Genomic DNA, 24853 nt, shown 5'->3' on the forward strand with positions numbered 1-24853 from the left:
CCCCACCTGTGATTCTTAACTCAAAATTCTTACAGCACCCGCTTAAAGAAATTAACTAAATCCTCAATGTTCGGTGTGTGAAGTAAATCTACTACTTCTGTAGCTTTTTCAGAAGGCATATAGTCATCTGGTACACCAATAATTGTAGTTCCCAAATTTTGGGCTAATTGATACCAAAAAGCTAATTTATCATCAACGCTCATTGAAGTATACTCTTGAGTAGGAATTGCTGTTTCCCCTACTTCATCTTGGTGGAGCAACTGACGCAAAGCAGAAACCTGTTCTTGCTGTGGCAGATTTTGAATTTGTGCAACTAAACTTGCAGTTTTTTCATTTGGCACATCATTGAGAGCGATCGCTGGAATTTCATCAGAGATTTCAGTGTAAAGTAAAGCTAGCACACTTAGGCGATCGTCTGTATCCAAACTCTGAAATTTTGATACACTTTGTTCTAAAAAGTTCACATTTGTAGAAGTCATAAATACCTCAAAGTAATTAACTGCTTTATTAACTAAAAAATCTCGATTTAACTTTATAGAAAACGCTACATAAAAGCAATATAGTCTTAATATAAAGCAAGGATATTTAAACCAACCAAAAGACAGATTAATTCAACTATAATTACTTTTAATATATTGAGTACAAAACAAGGGTCTTACTACTGTCAGATGCAACTAGCTAAGGACATATATGAACACAGAGCAAGAGTTTTAGTTTTTACTCTGTGTTTATTTATCAAAAAGACGCCAGTCGTCAAAATTCAGGTTGATATTAAGCGACTGGTGGATATAGCAAGCTTTACCAAAAGGGATATAACGCCCTTACCCTTCTGATCACGACGATGCTGCATATCGCAGCCTAGAGTTGGTAACGCTATACTAACACCAATCGCCTAAACCTGGCGGAAAGTAAAGACATTCTGATTCCTGAATTCTTCTACTACAACCAAATTAACTTGGTATAAAACGTAGCCTAAAGCAGCCTCAAAACTTCAAAAGTCCTAAATTTCAGCACCTGGTTTTGCTTCAGCGCCCATTGGCGAAACATAATCACGGAAAAGAGTAATTTGTTGCTCAAACTCTAATCCTTGAATTTTGCCAAACAACTCTTGACATTCTGAGGGAAGTTCATAGTCAGAAGGTACAGTAATGATAGTACCATCATCCATACCTTGAGATAATCGATACCAAAATAGTAGCTTAGTGGTATCACCCAAAGAACCATATTCACGAGAAATTAGGGTATCCACTTTATTAATCAAGTCACGCTGAACTTGTAATTGTTGTTCGTGAGATAATTCCTTAACTTGATTAAACAAACCTTCAGCAATTTCTGGGGAAACAGTGCTAGCACCAGGAGCGGCTGGTGTAATTGACTTACCCATTTCTTTATAAATGAACCAAAACAAAGCTAGTTGTTGATCCACATCCAACTGTTGCCAAGCTTGAACATGTTCACGAATAGTTGGATCGCCAGTTTGTGTAAATGTCATTATTAACTCCAATTGCAATTAATTAATTTCATTAGTAAGGTTATCAAATGTACATTTAGCGTTTTACCCTACTGAAGACAGATGTATTGGAATCATAAAGAAGAACAATTATAAACGAAACATAAATTGGGCAACTTGTAGTCCTGCATTAGAAGTATTACACTTAGATAAAAACCCAATATCAAAAACAAAAATAATACTTGCCTTTACCTTAGTAAAGGAGTTAGCAATATTATCAGAACCTATTTCGGTAGATAGATGTTAATTTTATCGGGACAGTGGTTTTCTAAACACTGTCCAATTCAGCGACATTAATTTATTAACAGCGACATCCAATTTTCCTTTTATTTAGCTTATTCTCGCCGATCTTGATAATCTTCAGAAGACTTCGGATCTAACTCCCAGCGAGAATCGTCACGTTCCTCTAAAATTTCGTTAGTGCGAAGAAATGCGAAATCATCCATTTCTAGCCCTACTGCTGCTTCTAGCTCTTCAGTTACATTTTGATCGGGAGTGGAAGTACTACCACCAACTGCTTCATCCCCAACTGCATCTGCATCTTGCCAATAAGCATCAACATCGCCACCAGTGAGTTCAGGACTAGTTTCTGTGTATTCCTGTCTTTCTGCTCTCATCGAGCGCCCACCAATATTGTATCCCGGCAAGTCTTTCACACCAGTACCATAGGATTCGGTAATTTCCTGTGGCAAATCATTGGTTTCAATTTCGTCATTATGATTTTTTTTTGCCATGATACTAGCCATTTTGTGCATTCTCACAATAACGTTTTCCTGTTACGAAGTTATCTAACTAGAGATGTATAGCTTTAGTAATAAAAGAATCTATCCCCTTGGTACGAAGCTAAACTAACCATCGGGCCATACTATTGTCAATATGAATTCATGGTCAAGCAACTTGTAGTTGAAATTTTGAGTTATGAGTCAGGAGTTATCAAACGGGAATTATTCAGTAATAAACTTCTCACTCATAACTATTTTCTATTTAGTAAAAATAAAAATCCTAGCTACTATTTATTAATGCCCTAATGAATAAATATTGTAGCTAGTTAAATACTAGAAATAAACAGGTAATAACATCTATGACTGACCATAACAATCATTCCGGTAAGAAAAAAGTTGCTATCCTTATTGAACATGCAGTAGAGGATGCAGAATTTACAGTTCCTTATAATGGACTAAAACAAGCAGGAATGGAAGTAGTAGTCCTCGGTTCCCGGATGAATGAAAAATATAAGGGTAAACGCGGCAAACTTAGCATCCAAGCTGATGGTACTACCACAGAAGCGATCGCAGCCGAATTCGACGCTGTGATAATTCCCGGTGGGATGGCTCCCGATCAAATGCGGCGGAACACCAACACAGTACGTTTTGTTCAAGAAGCTATACAACAAGGAAAATTAGTCGCTGCTGTTTGTCATGGGCCACAAGTTTTGATTGAAGGCGACTTGCTCAAAGGTAAACAAGCCACTGGTTTTATCGCTATTGCCAAGGACATGATTAACGCTGGCGCAAAATATCTAGATGAGCCAGTGGTAGTTGACGGAAATTTGATTACATCTCGTGAACCTGGAGACTTGCCAATTTTCACCACAGCTATTTTGAGCCGTTTGGGTTATGGTGGCAAAGATGCTGCATTACCAAATGAAAAAGACACAAGTGCTGAATGGTGGAAGCTGGCTGATGCTTGGGGTGGCTCAACTAAAGGTGAGATCACCAAAGGTTTAAATAATGCCCTTGCTGGTGAACGTTATTCGCTAGAAGCATTTGAAAACTACTTGCAAAAGGAATCAGATAACGAAGTTAACTCAGTCTTTCAAGAAATAATTGCTAATAAACAGCGCCACATTCAAAAACTGGAAACTTATCTTCAGCGATTGGACGAAAAACCCTCTTTAGGCGCAAATATCGCTAATCAGTATGCTAAGGTCAAAACTGCCTTAACAGGAAGTGATGACATATATCAGTTACGTTCTGCTTTAGGTGATATGCAAACTGGTATTGGCGATATTGGCAATTTGTCTGCAATGTTCACTGATCCAGTAGCAACTGCTATTTTCAAAGAAATTTACCACAATTTATTGAAATACGAACAGCAATTGGCAGGACTATATCGGGCGCGGATAGGCGGTCAGATTCAGCCTCCTAAGCCAACTACAGGGGCTGCTGTATCAATGTAAGGTTTTTTGAACGTAGACGGTTACCGAAGAGGCGCAAATAACACACAGATAGAAAGAAGGGGGTATTCGCGCCTCTATGGTGAATTTACAGTAATGGAGATATAAAAAGTGACTTCAACATCAGGCGATAAATCAAGTACAAACCAGCCAGAAGCTAGTGAAGTAGAGCGTTGGGCATCCCTTATCGGTGGTGGTGCAATGGTGCTGATGGGTTTAAGGCAAGGTTCATTGCGGGGAGCGCTGACGGCTTTAGCCGGTGGCGGTTTGGTTTATCAAGGTGCAACCAAGCAAAGCACAATCCAGAAAGCACAGGAAGCAATAGGTCTAAACCAAGCCATCAAAGTTGAAAAGACGGTAACAATTAATAAATCGGCAGAAGAATTGTATCGCTTTTGGCACGACTTTGAGAATTTGCCTACATTTATGAAGCATCTCAAATCTGTCAAGGTGCATAACGAAAAACGTTCTCATTGGATTGCTAATGCACCCTTGGGTAACAGCGTAGAATGGGATGCAGATATTCTCGAAGACCGGGAGAATGAATTTATTTCTTGGGCTTCTGTAGAAGGTGCAGACATTGATAACTCTGGTTTTGTCCGCTTCAAAAAAGCACCAGGCGATCGCGGCACGGAAGTTAAGGTTGTTTTGGAGTATAACCCCCCCGGTGGAGCATTGGCAGCTACCGTAGCTAAACTTTTTGGTGAAGAACCAGAACAGCAAATTGGTGATGAATTGCGCCGCTTCAAGATGCTAATGGAAGCAGGTGAAATTGCCACAACCGAAGGTCAAACTTCTGGACGCAGCTAGTTATTTGCCCAATGCCCAATGATTAATAAATATGAAAGCAGTCTGCTGGAACGGTGCTAATGATGTGCGGGTGCAGTCGGTACCAGATCCGACAATTCTCAACCCGCGTGATGCGATTATTAAAATTACTTCCACGGCGATTTGTGGCTCTGATCTACATATATATGGTGGCTATATTCCCACAGTCCAACAGGGTGACATTATTGGTCACGAATTCATGGGGGAAGTCGTGGAAGTTGGTAAGGGAGTCAACAATTTAAAAATAGGCGATCGCGTTGTTGTCCCTTCCACCATTGGCTGTGGTAATTGCCATTATTGCCAACGTGATATGTGGTCATTGTGCGATAACTCCAATCCCAAAGGTTGGATTGAAGAAAAATTATTTGGCAATATCACCTCAGCCATCTATGGCTATTCCCACATGTTAGGTGGGTATGCAGGCGCACAAGCAGAATATATCCGTGTACCCTTTGCTGATGTGGGTGTCGTCAAAGTTCCGCCAGACTTGCCGGATGAGATGTTGTTATTCATTTCCGATGCCATCCCCACCGGTTATATGGGCGCAGAATTATGCGATATTCAACCGGGTGATACTGTAGCCGTTTGGGGTTGCGGTGCTGTTGGACAATTTGCCATGATTAGCGCCTACATGATGGGAGCCGAAAAAGTGATCGCTATAGATCGCTTTCCCGAACGCCTAGAAATGGCGAAAAAGTTTGCCAAAGCAGAAGTGATTAACTATGAAGAAGTTAATTCTGGCGAAGCGTTGAAAGAGATGACTGGTGGACGTGGCCCCGATGCTTGCATCGATGCCGTTGGTTTAGAAGCACACGGTGTTGGTTTAGAAGGCTTCTACGACGAAACAAAACAAAAGCTCAAATTGGAAAGCGACCGTCCCCACGTTTTGCGGGAAATGATGGTTGCCTGTCGTAAAGGCGGGACTCTTTCAATCATGGGTGTTTATGGCGGTTTTGTAGACAAAATACCATTGGGTGCAGCCTTCAATAAGGGACTAACCTTTAGGATGGGACAAATGCATGGACAAAAATATATGCATTCGTTATTGCAGATGATTTTGGATGGAAAACTAGATCCATCCTTTGTTGTCACCCATCAATTGCCTCTAGAGCAAGCACCCCACGCCTACCACATCTTTCAACAAAAAAAGGATAACTGCATCAAAGTTGTTCTTAAACCCTGAATGGTGAATAGTCATCTAGGGTTCTGAATTGTACACCTAACATAATGTAATTGAGGTTTTTTATGAATCGAGTAATTTCTTGGCTGCGGAATATTCGCATTTCCCAAATCGTAGTAGTTTTTCTCGTAGGATTTATGTTTTTGTTAGGTCAGGCTTTTAGTGACGTTAATGTTGCACAAGCTGATGTTAAAACTCCAGAAGGCACTTATTATAAAGGAATACCAGAAGAGCTAAATAGTCCCCAGGTAGAAAATACTGGTAATAGATTAAAACAAGCTGCTGATAATATCCGCGAGAAGCTAAACTTGGATGAAGAAACTCCTCGATCTACAAAAGAGTTTTTGAAGTCTACAAAAAATAAAGTTGAAGAAACAGTTAAGCCATTGGCTGGACACAAAGAAGGTTATTATAACAATCCTCCTAGCAAAGAACTGAGAGATAGGGTCTAGACTCGTAGCAATTTTTGAGTCTAACTTTTTGACTCATACGCTGTAAAACAACCTTTGAAACTTTAGTGAGACGCGATAACTATCGCGTCTCAAAGTCAGGCTAAATCGAGTGTTTATCTTGATATTAACGAGCCAGAAATAATACTTAAGGAATAAATAATTATGAAAGCAGTTTGCTGGCATGGAGCAAACGATGTGCGGGTTGATACAGTTCCCGACCCCAAAATTATCAATCCACGCGATGCCATTGTTAAAATAACTTCCACGGCAATTTGTGGTTCAGATTTGCATATTTATGACGGCTACATTCCCACCATGCAAAAGGGCGATATCCTTGGTCATGAATTCATGGGGGAAGTCGTAGAACTTGGAAGTGCAGTTAAAAATGTCAACCTAGGCGATCGCGTCGTTGTTCCTTTCACTATATCTTGCGGTAGTTGCTTTTTCTGCAATCGGGATTTGTGGTCATTGTGCGATAACTCTAACCCCAATGCTTGGTTGGTAGAAAAGCAAATGGGGCATTCGCCAGCAGGTTTATTTGGCTACTCTCATTTATTCGGCGGTTACGCTGGTGGTCAAGCAGAGTATGCAAGAGTCCCCTTTGCCGATGTAGGCTTGTTCAAAATTCCCGATGGTTTAACGGATGAGCAAGTGTTATTTTTAACAGATGTTTTCCCCACTGGCTATATGGCAGCCGAGAATTGCAACATCAAACCCGGTGATATTGTCGCCGTTTGGGGTTGTGGCCCAGTTGGACAGTTCGCCATCAGAAGTGCATATATGCTCGGCGCGGAACGGGTAATCGCCTTTGACCGCGTTCCCGAACGTCTGCAAATGGCTAAAGAATATGGCAAAGCAGAAGTTCTCAACTACGAAGAAGTGAATATAGGCGAAGCACTCAAAGAAATGACTGGCGGTCGTGGCCCCGATGCTTGCATAGATGCAGTAGGAATGGAGGCACACGGTACAGATTTTATGGCGTTCTATGACCAGGTAAAGCAAGCAGTACGTCTCGAAACAGACCGTCCGACGGCATTACGGCAAGTAATAGTATCTGCTGCTAAAGGTGGTCATGTATCAATTGCGGGTGTGTATGGTGGCTTTTTAGATAAAATCCCGATGGGTGCTGCCATGAACAAGGGATTAACTTTCAAAATGGGACAAACGCATGTCCATAAGTATCTAAAACCTTTGCTAGAACACATCCAAAATGGTGACATTGATCCAACCTTTATCATCACCCATACTTTACCTCTAGAACAAGCGCCCCACGGCTACGAAATTTTTAAGCACAAGAAAGATAACTGCATCAAAGTTGTACTCAAACCTTAGTAGGGAATGGGGAATAGGAAATAGGGAATAGGAAAGAGTTTCCCTCTAATGCCTAATCCCCAGTCCTCAGTACCCAATATCTAACCTTCGATGGTTGATTAAACAATCAAAGTTTAAAAGTATAAAGAGGCAAAAAATATGTCTGATACAACCGTTATCAAAGTAGACTCTAGCCATTCCCCTAAAGGTCAACTTGGTCAGAAATATCTTGCATCTGGCAAAACCATTTCCATGCGCCTGTGGGAGAATGAGGAACCTAACGAACCTAAAGAGCCAACAGCACGAGAATATGAAACTGTTGGTTATGTAATCAATGGTCGTGCAGAATTGCATATTGAAGGGCAAACGATTCTACTAGAGTCTGGGAGTTCTTGGGTAGTACCAAAAGGAGCTAGCCACACCTATAAAATTTTAGAATCATTTACTGCTGTTGAGGCAACCAGTCCACCCGCTCAAGTTCACGGGCGAGATGAAAATTAAATTATAAACAAGCCGTTTTCAACCAAGAGGCAGGGGGCAGGGAGTAGGAGTAGGGGCAGGGGGCAGGGAGCAGGGGGAAATGACCTCATCCTGCTGTGGAATGAATGGGGGAACATGGGTCTGAGTCGCCCACAAGAGGGGGCGTGGTTCTTGTAAAGAGCGAGAAGCTAACGCAACAGGTGGGCTACTCACGTACCTCTGTCGTAAAGCCTGCGGCATATCTATGCTTAGGGCGCAGCCTCCCGTAGAGAAGTGCCGAATCCCCATTATTTTTTATCTCCCCTGCTCCCTGCTCCCTGTTCCCTTGCCTCTTTTTAAATGTAGGTATTTCATAGGGGCGCACAGCTAGCTGTGCGCCCCTATTGTCTTTTGGTTATACCTTTCTCGAAAGAAGCTAGAGCTTTTTGAAATCCTTTCCTAGACAGAACTATAAAGAAAAAAGCCCTAGTCGGAATACTTATTTAAAAGTATTTTTTTTATCAGACTAGAGGCTGATGAAGATAAAGCATTTGATTAGTTTCCTAGTAATAAGAGGCTACGCAAAATCGGATAAAAGTTTGGCAACTGTTTGATTTTGTGTAAACGACATTTATTAACGAGGAATTCAAATGTTTTATCACAATAAGAAACTTCAGTATTTTAAGCCGCCAGAAAAGCCAGATGCAGTTTACGCAATGAAAATTCAAGAACTCATTGGCGGGACTTTTGGTGAAATGACCGTGATGATGCAGTATCTGTTTCAAGGCTGGAACTGTCGAGGCCCTGCCAAGTACCGGGATATGCTGCTAGATGTTGGTACTGAAGAAATCGGTCATATTGAGATGCTGGCGACGATGATTGCCCATCTTCTAGATAAAGCACCGATCAAAATGCAAGAAGAAAGTGCAAAAGATGCGGTAGTAGGTGCTGTGATGGGCGGTAGTAGCCCACGAGATGTAATTATGGCGGCGGCGATGAACCCCCAACACGCCATTGTGTCTGGTTTGGGTGCAACACCATCTGATAGCGTCGGCTATCCTTGGAACGGTCGCTTTATTGTCTCCAGTGGCAACCTGTTGGCAGATTTCCGGTCTAATCTCCACGCCGAAAGTCAAGGACGTTTGCAAGCAGTGCGACTGTATGAGATGACAGACGATCCAGGGGTGAAAGATACCTTGAGTTTTATGATCGCTCGTGATACCATGCATCAAAACTTGTGGCTAGCAACCATTGAGGATTTAGAAAGCTCTGGATTGGAAACCACACCAGTTCCCAGTTCCTTCCCATTGGAATTGGAGAAACGGGAGTTTTCTTATCAGTTCTGGAATCACTCAGAAGGCACAGAAAGCTCTGAAGGTCGTTGGGCAAAAGGCCCCTCAATGGACGGCAAAGGCGAATTCGAGTATGTGGAAAATCCCCAACCACTAGGCCCAGAACCGCAACCTCCTGTGCCCGATCCACGACTGCATGGTACCTCGAAAATGCCACTGGCACAAGGCGATGGTTCGAGCGCACCCTCTTTGATTGACCGTATAACAGGTACCGGTGATTAATCATTGGCATAGAGTTGCATTCACATCTGTTCTAATAATGCTTGACTCCCCCAATCCTCCTTACAAAGGAGGGTTGGGGGAATTTTTGATGAAGATGCATCAGCTAGCTAGCACTGATTTGGTAGTTTGATAAATTAAGAACGTCGAACCAGTGAGAGCGATGCTAAAAACGAAATCCTTATCTGTTGACTTCTCTAAAGAAAAGGAAGATGGGTATAAGCGAATTTTTTCGCAGTTGCCACTTCTTACCAGTTTGAGTGCAAACTGGAATAATGTCTATTTTGCTTACGACTGGCAGGCGGCTGGCGAGACTCCAGAGGTTTTGTCTAAACAGCATGGTATTGCCATTTTTACCGAAGTGCCAACACCAATTCAGGCAGAACGGAGGCTTGATGGTCGCTTTCAAAGTGAGCAAGTAATTCAGGGTAATATTGTTGTCGCCCCTGCTTACACAGGACATCGTGCCTGTTGGGATACAGCAGGTGGTGTGATTCTTCTGGGATTTGAACCAACTGTTTTCGCTCATGCAATTTACGAATCAGTTGATCCCGATCGCATTGAACTTTTACCACATTTTGCCACACCCGATCCACTGGTTTACCAAATTGGGCTAGCTCTCAAATCTGCCCTCGAAAATTATGGTGCAGATAGTCGCCTATATGCAGAAGCAATGGCTAATGCCCTAATAGTTCATTTGTTGCAGCACTACTGTACACAGAAACTTGTATTGCGGGAATATTTAGGCGGTCTACCAAAACACAAGTTGCAGCAAGTGATTGACTATATAAATACTTATCTTGCTCAAGACTTAAGTTTAAAGGAACTTGCAGCCGTTGTCCAAATGAGTTCTCATTACTTTTCACAACTGTTTAAACAATCTACCGGTGCGACTCCACATCAATATATTATTCGCTGTCGGATTGAAAAAGCTAAACAGTTGTTGCTTCAAAGAGAATTTTCCATTGCAGAGATTGCTAGTCAAGTTGGTTTTGTCGATCAAAGCCATCTCAATCGCCACTTCAAGCGTCTCATGGGAGTTACGCCTAAAATGCTGGAACAAAAATATAAAAAATAGGAAAAATGTCCCAAAATCGGACAAATTTACAAGACTACAGTTCATAAGATTTCAATAATGGAGGCTAGTACCGCAAGGCGGAAGTCAAAAGTCAAAAGTCAGAATTTTTCTTCAAATCATTCCTGATCAAAGCGAAGCATCGCCACTCATTTTCAATCTTTGGTAAAGGGGAAATATTTAATTATGACCGTCGGTAGAAGGATTGAAACTAAAACTGAACCCATGCTGCTCAACATGGGACCTCACCATCCCTCTATGCATGGGTGTTTTAGATTGATTGTCACCCTGGATGGTGAAGATGTCGTCGATTGTGAGCCAGTCCTTGGCTATCTGCATAGAGGTATGGAAAAAATTGCTGAGAACCGCAGCAATATAATGTATGTGCCCTATGTTAGCCGCTGGGACTATGCAGCTGGGATGTTTAACGAAGCGGTTACAGTTAATGCCCCAGAAAAATTAGCTGATATTACTGTTCCGAAACGTGCTAGCTATATCCGTGTCATCATGCTGGAATTGAACCGGATTGCTAATCACCTGCTATGGTTGGGCCCATTCTTACTTGATACGGGTGCTGGAACTCCCTTTTTCTACATCTTCCGGGAACGGGAGTTGATTTATGACTTGTGGGAAGCCGCTACAGGTTATCGGATGGTCAACAATAACTACTTTCGCATTGGCGGCGTGGCGGCAGATTTGCCTTATGGCTGGGTAGACAAGTGCGAAGATTTCTGCGATTACTTTGTTCAGAAAGTGGATGAGTATGAGCGCTTAATTACCAATAATCCCATCTTCCGCCGTCGCGTTCAAGGTGTTGGCGCGATCGCTCGTGAAGAAGCCATCAACTGGGGGCTTTCTGGCCCCATGTTACGCGCTTCTGGCGTGAAATGGGATTTGCGAAAAGTAGACCATTATGAATGTTACGACGATTTCGACTGGGAAGTGCAGTGGGATACTGCTGGCGATTGTTATGCTCGTTACCTGGTCAGAATTCGGGAAATGCGCGAATCGGTAAAGATTATTCGCCAAGCCCTCAAAAAACTTCCCGGCGGTGCTTTTGAGAACCTGGAAGCCAAGCGCATGACAGCAGGGAAAAAATCTCAGTGGGATGGCTTTGATTACCAGTACATCGCCAAAAAAGTTGCCCCCACCTTTAAGATTCCCAAGGGGGAAATTTACGTTCGCGTAGAAAGTGGTAAAGGTGAATTGGGAATTTATCTAATTGGCGATGATCATGTCTTCCCCTGGCGATGGAAAATTCGTCCCGCCGATTTCAATAACTTGCAAGTATTACCCAAAATCTTACGCGGCGTGAAGGTTGCCGATCTAGTTGTAGTATTGGGTAGTATCGATATCATCATGGGATCAGTAGATCGGTAGTATAGCAAATGAGATCGCCGAAATAACAAATGGGTTCGCCGAAATAACAAATGGGTTCGCCGAAATAGCAAATGGGTTCGCCGAAATAACAAATGGGTTCGCCGAAATAGCAAATGGGTTCGCCGAAATAACAAATGGGTTCGCCGAAGTAACAAATGGGTTCGCCGAAATAGCAAATGGGTTCGCCGAAATAACAAATGCGTAGGCGTAGCCAGCCGTAGGCATCGCCTTTCACTAAATTTTTCAACAAACCTCAATACAATTCGATTAAGATATTTGGCTCTCGAAGATCCCCCCAACCCTCCGATAAATTGGGGGGCTTTGTCTTTTATTTACCCCCTTTTTAAGGCAGGGCTGATTCATTCGATCTTTTAGGGATTTTGTCAAGAGTATGAGTCAGAAATTTGCTTGAGTGGGATAAAGAAAAACTACCACCTCAACCAGCAAATTTAAGTGCGTTCACCATTTTCTTGCCCAATCAGATTTTTTAGTCACCTGGTTTTTTTGCTTGAAACGCTTGTAAATCAGCGCCTTTTAGGGAATGAATCGGCCCTGCTTTTTAAGGGGGTCGCCGCAGGCGGGGGGATCTTATCCGAATCCTATTGTAACAAAGCTCATGCCCTGCGGAATAATATGCTATAATTCTGTGCCAGCATTTCCTATTGCATTAATCGCAGCCTCTAAGGCGATCGCCACATGAGTCCAATGAGTTCCGCCCTGGCAATAAACCACATACGGTTCACGTAAAGGCCCATCTGCCGATAATTCTAAGGTGCTTCCTTCAATAAATGTCCCCCCAGCCATGACTACTTTGCTCTCATACCCCGGCATTTCATCTGGAACAGGGTCAAGATAGGAACCTATAGGAGAATGCTCTTGTATCGCCTTACAGAAAGCAATTAGCTTTTCGGCAGAACCGAGTTTGATTGCCTGAATTACATCCCCACGAGGAGCCAGAGGTGCGGGATTCACTGGATAACCGAGTTTATCAAATACATAACCAGTTAAGTATGTCCCTTTCATCGCCTCTCCTACCATTTGCGGAGCGAGAAATAAGCCTTGGAACAGCAGGCGATTTTGGTCAAAAGTAGCGCCGCCATAACTACCGATACCGGGAGCAGTGAGGCGACAGGCCGATGCTTCCACTAAGTCGGCGCGACCAGCGACATAACCGCCAGCGCTGACAATGGTACCACCAGGATTTTTAATCAATGACCCCGCCATTAAATCAGCACCAACGGCTGTAGGTTCTTTTGTTTCAATAAATTCGCCGTAGCAGTTATCTACAAAGCAAACTGTATTTGGGTTTTGCTGTTTGACTAAGTGGACGATTTTTTCAATATCGGCAATTGATAAACTAGGACGCCAAGAATAGCCACAAGAACGCTGAATTAACACTAAACGAGTGTTTTCATCCACACTAGTACTTAAAGCTTGCCAATCTATAGTTCCTTCTGAGGTTAGCTCCAATTGGCGGTAATTTATGCCAAACTCGATAAGAGAGCCTTGACCTTGACCTCGTAAACCAATGACTTCTTCAAGTGTATCGTAGGGAGAACCGACCACTGCTAACATTTCATCTCCAGGACGGAGAACACCAAACAAAGCACAAGCGATCGCATGAGTTCCCGAAACGAACTGCACCCGCACGGCCGCAGCTTCAGCGCCCATAACTTCGGCAAAAACTTTATCTAAAGTTTCTCGTCCTAAATCATCGTGACCATAGCCACTTACACCAGCAAAATGGTGTGCGCCCACACGGTGATTACGAAAAGCATTCAGCACTCGTTTTAGATTATGCTTGACCTGAGTGTCAATTCCAGAAAAAATTTCTAATAGTGCCTGTTCTGCTTGCCGCAGCTGCTCTAAGCTGTTCATCAGTTCCTCGTTCAAAAAAAATTAAATTTATAGATATGCGGATTTTAAAATCGCGCACACTAGGCTGGAAAATTCAAATTCAGGTTACTGCATGACAATTGCTACTTCAACCAAACCTCAAATTAACTGGGTTAATACCCTGTTTTTCATTGGACTGCATATCGGCGCTTTATTTGCCTTTGTTCCTGGCAATTTTAGCTGGACGGCAGTTGGTGTGGGTTTCTTGCTGTACTGGGTAACTGGCGGCTTAGGCGTTACTCTAGGATTTCATCGCCTTGTCACCCACCGCAGTTTTCAAACTCCCAAGTGGCTAGAGTATCTTTTGGTTTTCTTTGGGACACTCTCGTGTCAAGGAGGTCCAATTGAGTGGATCGGGACACATCGCATTCATCATCTAAACTCTGATACTGACGCTGATCCCCATGACTCTAATAAAGGCTTTTGGTGGAGCCACATGGATTGGCTGATTCATTATTGTCCCGCTCACGCTGATGTTCCTCGTTTCACCAAAGACATTGCCGAAGACCCAGTTTATCAGTTTTTAGAAAAATATTTCATTTTGATCCAAGTTGCTCTAGGCGCATTGCTTTTGCTTCTGGGTGGCTGGCCCTTTGTTATTTGGGGAATTTTTGTTCGCATTGTCTGGGTTTATCACTGCACTTGGTTGGTGAACAGCGCTACTCATAAATTTGGCTATCGGAGCTATGATTCTGGGGATAAATCGACTAATTGCTGGTGGGTAGCCGTACTAGTTTTCGGTGAAGGGTGGCATAATAACCATCATGCTTTTCAATACTCAGCTCGTCATGGGCTGGAATGGTGGGAAATCGATTTAACTTGGATGACTGTTCAATTGCTACAAGCAGTTGGTCTGGCTACTAATGTGAAGTTGGCCCCAACAAAAGTTAGTTAGGAGTTAGGAGTTAGAAATTAGAAGTTAAGAGTAAGGATATGTATCTTTTTTAACTCATAACTCATCATTTCTGACTCCTAACTTTTCAAAAAGCTATTTACTGGTGCGCTTGTGTCGGTTAGATTGCTATAATCCGAAGCGCTAATATTAAGAAATTTTGCGGCAAGCCACTTTTTTAGTGACTTGGTGGGGGAGTTTGTTGTTTTTTAGGTGTTCATGACTACATCAATAATTAATAGCCAGAAACTAAGTGACGAGCCTGGTAATTCCGACTTTAGGCTCAAAGATATTGTCAAAACCCTGCCACGGGAATGTTTTCAGCAGAACCGTCGCAAAGCTTGGACACAAGTACTGCTCAGTGTCTTGGCGGTTGCCTTGGGCTACTACAGCCTGATCGTTACTCCTTGGTTCCTCTTGCCCCTAGCTTGGATTTTTACAGGCACTGCTTTAACAGGTTTTTTTGTAATTGGCCATGATTGTGGTCACAGGTCTTTTGCCAAACGTCGTTGGGTAAATGATTTGGTGGGGCACTTCTTCATGATGCCGTTGATTTACCCTTTTCACAGTTGGCGCATTAAGCATAATTATCACCATACTCATACCAACAAGCTGGATGAGGACAACGCTTGGCATCCAATCAGACCAGAAGTGTTTGAAAATTGGGATACAACCCGGCAGTCTGCTTTTAAGCTGTTCATGCGTAAACGCCTCTGGTGGGTAGGTTCCATTGGTCATTGGGCTGTGGTGCATTTTGATTGGCGGAACTTCAAAACGAAAGACCAATCAAGTATCAAGCTTTCTGTGGCTGTAGTAGTTGTGTTTGCAGCGATCACTTTCCCGATTCTGATCGCCACAACTGGTATCTGGGGATTTGTCAAGTTTTGGCTAGTGCCCTGGATGATTTACCACTTTTGGATGAGTACTTTTACTATTGTTCACCATACTGCCGCAGATGTTCCTTTTGCGACAGCCAACAAGTGGAACGAGGCTTTAGCACAGTTATTTGGCACTATTCATTGCGATTATCCGCGCTGGGTAGAAATTCTGTGCCACGATATCAATGTTCATGTCCCTCATCATATTTCCACTGCGATTCCTTCTTATAATTTGCGGCTAGCTTACAGCAGCATCAAAGAAAATTGGGAGCCTTATCTGCATGATGAGTGTCAGTTTTCTTGGCCTTTAATGAAGCAGATTACAGACCAATGTCAACTATACACAACTGATGTTGGCTATAAGACTTTCAACGAACATTACACACAGCAATAAATAGCATTGTAATTACATTCACGCTCTTGAACCAACGAGAGCGTTTATAATGCTGTGTTTAAATAGAATCTGGCAATTTTTTACTGACTAAAATCGTTAGGCAAATTGCCAGAAATTATCCTCTTGTGTGTTAGCGATCGCTAGTTTCGTGGGCATCCTAGAGATGGGATAATTTTGTCTCAAATAAAGTTCCGATTTCTATTCAACAAAAGAATCCAGTGCAATTAGATACCATCAGCTTCAACAATCCTCTTAGCAGTGAAACGTCTGAGGATACGACTAAATTACCTTTCACTCTTCAGGATTTAAAAGCTGCAATTCCTGCTGAATGCTTTCAGCCTAATGTGACAAAATCGCTTTTTTACTTTTTCCGTGACATCCTGATTATCGGTCTGCTTTATGCAGTTGCTTCCTACCTGGATTCTTGGCTATTCTTTCCGATTTTCTGGCTAATGCAAGGAACGATGTTTTGGGCTTTGTTTGTAGTCGGCCATGACTGCGGACACCAATCTTTTTCTAAACATAAATGGCTCAATGATTTGATTGGACATCTTTCTCACACGCCAATACTTGTTCCTTATCATGGTTGGCGGATTAGTCACAGAACTCATCACAAAAATACTGGCAATATCGATAATGATGAAAGCTGGTATCCTGTAAGCGAATCACAATATAAGGAGATGCCTTTAGCCCAAAAGATAGGCAGATATTATGTTTTTCTCTTGGCTTATCCTGTGTATTTGTTTAAGCGTTCTCCTAATAAGGAAGGCTCCCACTTTTTGCCCAGCAGTTCGCTTTTCAAACCATCGGAAAAATGGGATGTAATAACTAGTACTGTACTTTTGATTGGCATGGTAGGTTTGCTAGGTTTCCTCACCTACCAATGGGGTTGGATGTGGTTGCTGAAATATTACGCTGTGCCTTACCTTGTGTTCATAGTTTGGCTAGATTTGGTGACCTTCTTGCACCACACTGAGCCAGAGCTTCCCTGGTATCGTGGAGAAGATTGGACTTTCCTAAAAGGCGCAATTTCTAGTATTGACCGTGATTATGGTTTGGTTAATCATATCCATCACGATATCGGTACTCATGTTGCTCACCATATATTCCTTAACATCCCTCATTACAATTTGCTGAAGGCTACTGAGGCAATAAAACCAGTGATGGGTGAATATTTCCATAAATCAGAAGAACCAATTTGGAAGTCAGTATGGAATTCATGCATCAACTGCCATTTTGTCCCTGATACTGGTAGTAAGGTTTACTACACATCCAGCAATAAGCTAGCTAAAGACTAAGACTCAGATTCCCGGCTTCTTTAAATGAAGTCGGGAATCTTGTATTTTCGTCAATGCTTTCTGACTTGACCATTTAGTACTGCCTGATTTAGATATTTTAGAAAACTTGTATTAAAAATTACTTAAATACTTTACTAAAACTTACTTTTTCAGGGGCGTTGGCGTAGCCCGCCGCAGGCATCGCATATTACATTATTAGTGATTCTAACTCTGGGAGTATTTGAGCATCCTTAGCCTGCGGTAAATTTCAACTTCCTAGCTGTAAAATAAAATATAGATAAATGACGTTCGCTGATTCTTGGGCATATCGGAACCTTTGCGCTAGGCACTCTTTCTTGCTTGTGCAGAGACACGAGTTAAGTTTATCTAAATGTAGTGACTTAAGACCATTACCTACTAGGGTTATAAATCAGTACAGACTAGACTATATAGTATAGACAATTTACCCAAAACTCTTTCCAAATTTAAAATCAGAGGTATCAATGATTATAACTAATTTTAGCAAACAAAGAAATGAATTTAAGGAACCTAAAGTACTCAAAGCTAAACCACATTGGCAAGGGCAAAATTTGAGCGATGCTCCTGTCAAAACTAAAGATACCAAGACGGAAGATACAGCACCCGATAGTTCGATTTTAAATAACTTGAATCGTGGTCGAGTTGCTATTTTTATTGATGGCTTAAGCCTATTTCATACAGCGTTACAACTCGGTATAGAAATTGACTACGTTAAATTGCTTTGTCATTTAACTAACGGTTCAAGACTATTACGTGCTTTCTTTTATACTGGGATTGATGTCACTAATGAAAAGCAACAGGGTTTTTTATTGTGGATGCGTCGTAATGGCTATCGTGTAGTAGCTAAAGATATCGCGCAACCAGCAGAAAATTTCAAAAAATCAAATCTGAACGTAGAAATTGCTGTAGACATGATAACCTTAGCTCCTTATTATGATACTGCGGTTTTAGTCAGTGGCGATGGGGATCTGGCATACGCTGTGAACGCCGTCAGCAGAATGGGGGTTCGGGTAGAAGTAGTGAGTCTACAAAATACCACTAGTGAAAGCTTGATTGATGTTGCTGATTGCTTTATTGATCTTGATAGTATTAAGATACATATTCAAAAAGATTCTAATGTTGGCTATAGTTATCGCACGCCCTCAAATTCAAACCTTTAAAACTGTATTTCAAATTTATCGAAATCTATACTGAGTTATTGGAAGCCTGTAAAAGTTTTATCAGCTTGGGTGGGGTTTTAATCCCCATCCATAATCGTCAGATTTCTTAGTACAGCTTGGCATTACTACGAAGTTTTTCATATCTCATAACTAATGCGATAAACCACTAGTTTCCAGTTCTATTTGCGTATTTTGCTTGGCCCTAATTGAAATGGATATTTTAATTGTTGAAGATGAACCAGAAATTGCTCATTTAATTGAACTCTCTTTAGAAAAAGAAGGATTTTTTTGCCGCACTAGCCGCGATGGCATGAATGCTTTGCGAATGTTTCAAGAGCAACCACCTGATTTAATCATTCTAGATTTAATGATTCCTGGTTTGGATGGGTTGGAAGTTTGTGCCAGAATTCGCCAGAAACCAGGTGCAAAAGATCCTTACATTTTAATGCTCACGGCTAAGGGTGAGGAAATCGATCGCGTCATTGGTCTGTCTACTGGTGCTGATGATTACATGGTAAAACCCTTTAGCCCCAGAGAGTTAGTAGCTAGGGTGCGGGCACTATTGCGGCGTAGCCTCCGCCAAGGGGGACAGCATCAAGTCAATCGTACCCAACACTTTATTGTCGATGTAGACCAGCGCACTGCCAGTCGTCAGATGGATTCTCAAGAAGTTGAAGTTTTGGACTTAACGACCCTAGAATTTAACTTGCTAACTACCTTTGTCAGCAATCCTGGTCGAGTTTGGAATCGCACTCAACTAATTGATAAACTTTGGGGAGATAACTTTTTTGGTGATGAACGAGTGGTAGATACTCATGTAGCTCGGTTGCGAAAAAAGATTGAGCCTGATTCGGCAAATCCTACTTTTATTAAAACTGTTGTTGGGGTGGGCTATAAATTTGAAGATCCTCTGGTAGGGTAAATCTTATGAAAATGGGGCTGAGAGAGCGCCTATTTCTCTCCCACTTAGTAGTAATGCTTGTGGGGGTAGCTAGTCTGGTGAGCATCAGCAAAATCTCTTCCCCTCGGTTGTTTGTCTTGCATTTGGAACGATTAGAAAATCGGGGGTTTGACTTAATCAATATCCGTACTGAATTGGTTACAGGATTTGAATTTGCTTGGCAGCGAAGCACTATTTGGTCAGTTTTAGTCGGCACCACCGCCGCCGGAGGATTGAGTTACTGGGTGTCTAGAAGGATTATGCGGCGGTTGACCGAGATGGAACAAATCACCCAAAAATTTGCTGCTGGTCAGATGGATGCACGACTACCGATGTCTGACATTCCAGAACTTAATGGATTGGGTACTAGTTTCAACCGGATGGCAGCCAGTTTAGAAGGGGTAGAAGCGCGGCGGCGAGAAGTGATTGGAGACATGACCCATGAATTACGGACACCGTTAACAGTGGTGCGCGGTTACTTGGAAGAACTGGCTGATGGGGAAATTGAAGCGTCTCCTGAAATTTATCGGCGTTTAGCTAAAGAAACTAGGCGCTTAGAGCGGTTGGTGAATGATTTACAAGAACTGTCTAAAGCAGAAGCTGGTTATTTGCCAATTAATATACAACGGGTAAATCTGCGTCCGTTGTTAGAGTCATTAGTGGAGAAATTCACCGACCAGCTGTTGGAGGATGGGCCAGTTCTGGTATTGCAATGTCCATCTGTGCTACCTCCTGTATTGGCAGATATTGACCGCACAGAACAGGTGTTGGTTAATTTGCTGGGTAATGCGGTGCGTTACACGAATGAAGGTTCAATTACCATTCGTGCTGGAACTGAAGCATCTCAACTCTGGATTGCGGTTATGGATACAGGTATTGGTATCGCTCCAGAAAACTTGCCCCATGTATTTGAGCGCTTCTGGCGAGCCGATCAGTCGCGCGATCGCCATTCGGGAGGTACTGGTATTGGCTTAACTATTTCCCGTCGTTTGATTGAACTACAAGGCGGTCAGATTCAGATAGAAAGCGAGTTGGGAGTTGGCAGTACGTTTCGGTTTTTTCTGCCTTTAGCTTGAGATAAAGGATTGACACAATGTAGTCACTGCTGTGTCATACCCAATTGCTAATTTGAAAGTATCCAAAGTCTTTGTTTTTTGATGAATGCTGAGATTTTGGAAGTGCATAGAGTATAATATTATGTCTACTTTTATTTTGGCTGCTTTTTTGGTTAGTTTAGTCAGTGCTTCGGGTTATGCTGCGATCGCCTACCTATTCCCTCAAAATCGTTCCCAAGACTGACCAAATAACAATCTCTTGCTATTCAAGCTTAAAGAGCGATTGCCAAAATTAAGCAATAAATTTACGGCTCTTGGTTCAATGTCTATATATCAATGGTTATCAAGCACTGACCATCAATAACGCAGCTTAATGATACAGCTTAATACATTGAACTGGGGCTGGAATTAAAAGATAACTTGAATACATTTACGAGCGGAACCTACAGCGATTTATGGCAGAGACTCAGCTTGAGTAAGACTTGGACAAACATTAGTACTACTCCTGCTGCTGTGACTGACCAAGATTCTAACGTTTATAACGGAATGAATTCCACTTACAATTCGAGTCTCAATGGTATTACCTTAACGCATAACTAATCTAGTAATTACTGTGGTCAAAATGATGAAAGAATTGAAGCGAACGCAAAGTAAAAACTAATGCGATTAAAATCGCTGACCTGTGGTAACTTCAAATCTAACTTCTCCTTGGTTGCTAATTCCTAAGTCGCCTCGAATCAGCCCAAAAGATGACTTGAATCGCAATCCTAATCCGTAACCAAAGCCACTTCCAGGTTTATCTCGCAGCACTCCTGGTTCTCCTAATACGGTTTCGCTAGACCCGAAATCTGAGGCGAGGTCAGTAAAGAGAACTCCTCCGATTGACTGTAAAATTGGAAAACGATATTCAACAGAAGCTAAACCATAACTGCGACCACTTGCAACTTTACCATAACCGTAACCTCTGACAGAATCTAGCCCACCAATATTAAAAGCATCAGCTGGTGGAAAGTCTCCAATAGTCGTACCAATTTGTAAATTAATCGCCAACATTTCTGGATTGTCAGTTAGCCGACCATTCCCTATCCAACTGACTGGTAAATACTGAATATAGTCTCCCTGTAGGCGGTTGCTGGAAATATTACCCAGTCCAATGGGAATCGCTTGTTCTGTGCTAAGGGTGAGGATTGATCCTTGAGTGGGATTGTCTCGGCGATCGCGTTGATCTCTGGATACAGCAAATGATACTGTAAATAGATCATCAATGCCAGTACCGCTCACAGATAGGGGACTCCCTAATCTATCCACTTGTACAACGTTATATTCTAGATCGCGTAGGCTAATCCGAGTATAGTTGAGAGCCACTGATGTATCCCACTCATCAAAAGCTCCTAAAAGTCTCACAGAGCCACCAAACCTTCCCTCTCGCACTTTGTTGCCGTTAGACAATCTGATATCTTCGTTGAAGGTTCCTGATATATTTCGACTACGAAAACCTCTAATGCTATAGCCTAAGCGGTTTGGTTCTCCAGGACGATAACGACTAGTGAATTGACCATCAAACTGGATATCTTCACTGCTCAACTGCACAGTTGTATCTAATTTATCGTTAAGACCGCTAATATTTGCATCTCTGTAACCCACTCGCCCGTATAGCCCAACATCATCGTTATTTCCGCCTCCTAAGATTAGAGAAGGGAAGCCACGCTCTTTGATTTTGTAGATAATTTTAATACTAGAAGCATCTTCTTCTCGATCAACGTTTACTTGATTAAATGACTCTAATCTCCTCAATCGTTGCAAGTCTGTTTGAAGTAAATCTTCACGGAATACCTGACCAGGTTTGAGCCTCAGCAGACTAATGATAAAATCTGTCTGAGTCCGCCCTTTGATTGGCTGACCTTTATCATCAAGCAACTCACCTTTGTCATTAACAAAACGAATTTGGATGTCTTTGACAACTTTTTGGGAAAATTCAAGAGTTTGGTTATGTCCTGAAGTTGCTCCTATATAATTACCATATTTGGCATACTCTCCTATATGGATCGTAGCTTCCGGGGTAGCAATACCACTAGATTCATCCTGAGTAGAAGATTGCGAGTCTGCAAGGGCCTCTAGATTTTTCCCACCCACTAACATTACTGCGATCGCAATTACAGTTATTTGAACTCGCATATTGAAAATTCGTTAGTGTTATTAAGTTTACCACGTCGAGCGGATGTCTTGTGCGTAAGTTCTATATGAACCTTGCTATTGGGTATCCCAAAATTCGCTTGTTTGCGCCAGTACTTAGTATAAACTGTCAGACTGTTTTCTGCGATTGCTCAAGTTGATAAAGTCCTCAAAGGTTTAGAAGTTGCGCTGCTACCAGAAAAAGGTATAGTCTGGAAAATAGAACTTATTCCCGAATATTATGAAAGACAAATACTCAGGTTTTAAGCTCTTATTTGGCTTTTTTATATATAATTACAATGGATAATTATCTACTAAATCCACTTACGAATAAAAAACAACGAAAGAAAATCCTAAACAATAAATGCGTAGATAGTTGACCTCTGGGAATTGATATCTACAGGTTTGACAACATATTAAAAGGATTTTGAAAAAATCAGGCAATAGGAAAAGCTATTCGCTAGAAAGTTTGATACAAGGAAAGACTCGGATATATTAGATATGATAGACAAAATGATATTATTAAGTGAATAGTAAATTATACAAGTATGAGAGTAAATAATGATATGATTGGGATTGCGATCGCAGGCACTGGATTTGGTCAAAAAGTCCACATTCCTGGATTCCAAGCACATCCTCAAACTGAGGTAGTTGCTGTTTATCACCGAGATATAAATAAAGCTAAAGCTATAGCAGAATCCCATAATATCCCCCATGCCTCCGACTCACTGGCAGATATTGTGGCATTGCCAGAAGTGCAAGCAGTTAGCATCTCTACACCACCATTTTTGCATTATGAAATGGCAAAAACTGTATTGCAAGCTGGGAAACATTTATTACTAGAAAAACCGACAACTTTAAATGCAGTTGAGGCTAAAGAACTTTATCGGTTAGCTAAAGAAAAAAGCGTTATTGCATCTGTAGACTTTGAATTTCGCTTTGTACCAGGATGGCAGTTGTTTGCTGAATTATTGTCAGAAGATTATGTGGGTGAGTTGCGCCTAATTAAAATTGATTGGTTGGGTTCTTCTCGTGCTGATACTTCACGCCCTTGGAATTGGTATTCTGATAAGGAGAAAGGAGGCGGTGCATTGGGATCTTTGGGTTCCCACGCTTTCGATTATATTCACTGGTTATTCGGCCCAGTCCGTAGATTAAACGCCCATTTAACTACTGCTATTCCTACACGAGTTGACCCTGTTAGTGGGGAATCCAAACCAGTGGATACAGATGACAACTGTATATTGACGCTGGAATTAGCAGATGGTACACCTTGCCAACTCTCTATCAGTGCAGTGGTTCATGCATCAAGAACCCATTGGGTAGAAGTATATGGCGATCGCGGTACATTAATTGTGGGTAGTGAAAATCAAAAGGATTACATACATGGTTTTCGTGTTTGGGGTTCGCAGGTAGGTAAACCCCTAACGGAAATAGAAATACCGAATCGGTTACTTTTTCCGAAAAATTATGCTGATGGGCGCATTTCGGCATTTATCCGCGTAGTAGACCAATGGGTACAAGGAATTGACCACAATCAGGAAATTACACCATCGCTGCGAGAAGGAATTTATTCTCAGTTGTTGATGGATTTATCTCATGAATCGCATCAAAAATCAAGTTGGGTAGATGTTCCAAGCTTGGAAGAATTTCTTATCAACTAGAAATAAAATGAGCAAAACTCCCCGCATTCGTATCCCGCCGGAAGTCAAGAAATATGTTTTTCAACGTGACAAATACCAATGCCAAAGCTGCGGTAAAACTACTGGAGAAACTAACCTCAGTATCGACCATATTATTCCCCTCGCGCGTGGCGGTCAAAACGATATCAGCAATTTACAAACTCTCTGCTTTACCTGCAATCAGCAGAAAACTGATAATATTGATCCACGTTTCCGGCGATATTTTCAACTTTAAGTTACGATAGTATGGGCTATTCGTTTTTCATTTCTATGCATCAAAATCACAATAGCAATTCCCGGAAATTCCTCAACATTAAAACTACAATTTTCTACCTCTTCACTGCCATAGCTATTTTAGTAGTAGCCTTTCCTTGGTTATATGAGATGAAAACTAAAGCTGGGATCGATATATCACGTAAACGTCATGCAGGAACATTTTTTGAGAAACATACTCACGGACTCTTCAGGTGTGAGTGGCTTTATCCCTACCATTGCGATCGCTCTCAGATGAAGTAAAGGAAATCAA

Annotated in this window: 23 protein-coding genes; 18 read left to right on the forward strand and 5 right to left on the reverse strand. The window is 41.9% G+C overall.

What is annotated here, in order from left to right; all coding sequences use genetic code 11:
• Positions 1-29: 29 nt before the first annotated feature.
• The 3 genes from LC608_RS02055 to LC608_RS02065 form a co-directional block, all read right to left on the reverse strand.
• A complete protein-coding gene (locus LC608_RS02055) occupies positions 30-479 on the reverse strand; it encodes an orange carotenoid protein N-terminal domain-containing protein (RefSeq protein WP_229551927.1) in 450 nt (149 codons plus the stop codon).
• Positions 480-1000: 521 nt separating this feature from the next.
• The gene (locus tag LC608_RS02060) at positions 1001-1492 is read right to left on the reverse strand and encodes an orange carotenoid protein N-terminal domain-containing protein (RefSeq protein WP_229551928.1); all 492 of its coding nucleotides are present in this window, start codon (positions 1490-1492) and stop codon (positions 1001-1003) included.
• Positions 1493-1845: 353 nt separating this feature from the next.
• Positions 1846-2244, reverse strand: coding sequence for a DUF6335 family protein (locus LC608_RS02065; RefSeq protein WP_229551929.1), 399 nt, complete (start codon positions 2242-2244; stop codon positions 1846-1848).
• Positions 2245-2591: 347 nt separating this feature from the next.
• On the opposite strand from LC608_RS02065, the gene LC608_RS02070 reads away from it, so the two are divergent.
• The 9 genes from LC608_RS02070 (at position 2592) to LC608_RS02110 (ending at position 11942) form a co-directional block, all read left to right on the forward strand.
• Positions 2592-3689 (forward strand): DJ-1/PfpI/YhbO family deglycase/protease, encoded by a 1098-nt coding sequence (locus tag LC608_RS02070; protein ID WP_229551930.1) that lies wholly within the window; start codon positions 2592-2594, stop codon positions 3687-3689.
• 108 nt (positions 3690-3797) lie between these two features.
• Positions 3798-4496 carry an SRPBCC family protein gene (locus LC608_RS02075; protein WP_229551931.1) on the forward strand — a complete coding sequence of 233 codons (699 nt, stop codon included), beginning with the start codon at positions 3798-3800 and terminating at the stop codon, positions 4494-4496.
• Between the two features lie 31 nt (positions 4497-4527).
• Complete coding sequence (locus LC608_RS02080) at positions 4528-5697, forward strand: zinc-dependent alcohol dehydrogenase (protein WP_229551932.1); 1170 nt, start codon at positions 4528-4530, stop codon at positions 5695-5697.
• Between the two features lie 62 nt (positions 5698-5759).
• The gene (locus LC608_RS02085; protein ID WP_229551933.1) at positions 5760-6146 is read left to right on the forward strand and encodes a hypothetical protein; all 387 of its coding nucleotides are present in this window, start codon (positions 5760-5762) and stop codon (positions 6144-6146) included.
• Positions 6147-6308: 162 nt separating this feature from the next.
• Positions 6309-7478: a zinc-dependent alcohol dehydrogenase gene (locus LC608_RS02090; RefSeq protein WP_229551934.1), complete on the forward strand. Its 1170-nt coding sequence runs from the start codon at positions 6309-6311 to the stop codon at positions 7476-7478.
• A 138-nt stretch (positions 7479-7616) separates the two neighbouring features.
• Positions 7617-7958: a cupin domain-containing protein gene (locus LC608_RS02095; protein ID WP_229551935.1), complete on the forward strand. Its 342-nt coding sequence runs from the start codon at positions 7617-7619 to the stop codon at positions 7956-7958.
• Positions 7959-8566: 608 nt separating this feature from the next.
• Positions 8567-9490, forward strand: coding sequence for a manganese catalase family protein (locus LC608_RS02100; protein ID WP_229551936.1), 924 nt, complete (start codon positions 8567-8569; stop codon positions 9488-9490).
• 160 nt (positions 9491-9650) lie between these two features.
• Positions 9651-10565, forward strand: a complete 915-nt coding sequence (locus LC608_RS02105; protein ID WP_229551937.1) for an AraC family transcriptional regulator — start codon at positions 9651-9653, stop codon at positions 10563-10565.
• Positions 10566-10748: 183 nt separating this feature from the next.
• A complete protein-coding gene (locus LC608_RS02110; RefSeq protein WP_229551938.1) occupies positions 10749-11942 on the forward strand; it encodes an NAD(P)H-quinone oxidoreductase subunit H in 1194 nt (397 codons plus the stop codon).
• Between the two features lie 636 nt (positions 11943-12578).
• On the opposite strand, the gene LC608_RS02115 is transcribed toward LC608_RS02110, so the two are convergent.
• Entirely contained in the window at positions 12579-13820 is a 1242-nt protein-coding gene (locus tag LC608_RS02115; RefSeq protein ID WP_229551939.1) for a methionine gamma-lyase family protein, read from the reverse strand.
• A gap of 91 nt (positions 13821-13911) precedes the next feature.
• Here LC608_RS02115 and LC608_RS02120 point away from each other — a divergent pair, with 91 nt between their 5' ends.
• The 6 genes from LC608_RS02120 (at position 13912) to LC608_RS02145 (ending at position 20494) form a co-directional block, all read left to right on the forward strand.
• Positions 13912-14733, forward strand: a complete 822-nt coding sequence (locus tag LC608_RS02120) for an acyl-CoA desaturase (RefSeq protein ID WP_229551940.1) — start codon at positions 13912-13914, stop codon at positions 14731-14733.
• Between the two features lie 216 nt (positions 14734-14949).
• A complete protein-coding gene (locus LC608_RS02125; RefSeq protein WP_229551941.1) occupies positions 14950-16002 on the forward strand; it encodes a fatty acid desaturase in 1053 nt (350 codons plus the stop codon).
• A gap of 218 nt (positions 16003-16220) precedes the next feature.
• A complete protein-coding gene (locus LC608_RS02130) occupies positions 16221-17300 on the forward strand; it encodes a fatty acid desaturase (protein ID WP_229551942.1) in 1080 nt (359 codons plus the stop codon).
• 482 nt (positions 17301-17782) lie between these two features.
• Positions 17783-18478: an NYN domain-containing protein gene (locus LC608_RS02135; protein WP_229551943.1), complete on the forward strand. Its 696-nt coding sequence runs from the start codon at positions 17783-17785 to the stop codon at positions 18476-18478.
• A 211-nt stretch (positions 18479-18689) separates the two neighbouring features.
• Positions 18690-19400, forward strand: a complete 711-nt coding sequence (locus LC608_RS02140; RefSeq protein WP_109008176.1) for a response regulator transcription factor — start codon at positions 18690-18692, stop codon at positions 19398-19400.
• A gap of 5 nt (positions 19401-19405) precedes the next feature.
• Complete coding sequence (locus LC608_RS02145; RefSeq protein ID WP_229551944.1) at positions 19406-20494, forward strand: cell wall metabolism sensor histidine kinase WalK; 1089 nt, start codon at positions 19406-19408, stop codon at positions 20492-20494.
• Between the two features lie 645 nt (positions 20495-21139).
• Here the strand turns inward: LC608_RS02145 and LC608_RS02150 are convergent.
• The gene (locus LC608_RS02150; protein WP_229551945.1) at positions 21140-22648 is read right to left on the reverse strand and encodes a BamA/TamA family outer membrane protein; all 1509 of its coding nucleotides are present in this window, start codon (positions 22646-22648) and stop codon (positions 21140-21142) included.
• A 545-nt stretch (positions 22649-23193) separates the two neighbouring features.
• Between LC608_RS02150 and LC608_RS02155 the strand changes: the two genes are divergently transcribed.
• Genes LC608_RS02155 through LC608_RS02165 form a run of 3 tightly spaced genes read left to right on the forward strand, consistent with a single transcriptional unit; the run spans position 23194 to position 24843 of the window.
• A complete protein-coding gene (locus LC608_RS02155) occupies positions 23194-24309 on the forward strand; it encodes a Gfo/Idh/MocA family protein (protein ID WP_374108355.1) in 1116 nt (371 codons plus the stop codon).
• Between the two features lie 7 nt (positions 24310-24316).
• Positions 24317-24562, forward strand: coding sequence for an HNH endonuclease (locus LC608_RS02160; protein ID WP_190942101.1), 246 nt, complete (start codon positions 24317-24319; stop codon positions 24560-24562).
• Between the two features lie 35 nt (positions 24563-24597).
• Positions 24598-24843: a hypothetical protein gene (locus LC608_RS02165; protein ID WP_229551946.1), complete on the forward strand. Its 246-nt coding sequence runs from the start codon at positions 24598-24600 to the stop codon at positions 24841-24843.
• Positions 24844-24853 lie beyond the last annotated feature (10 nt).

The organism is Nostoc sp. XA010 (assembly GCF_020829625.1).
In the GTDB taxonomy this organism is placed as follows: domain Bacteria; phylum Cyanobacteriota; class Cyanobacteriia; order Cyanobacteriales; family Nostocaceae; genus Nostoc.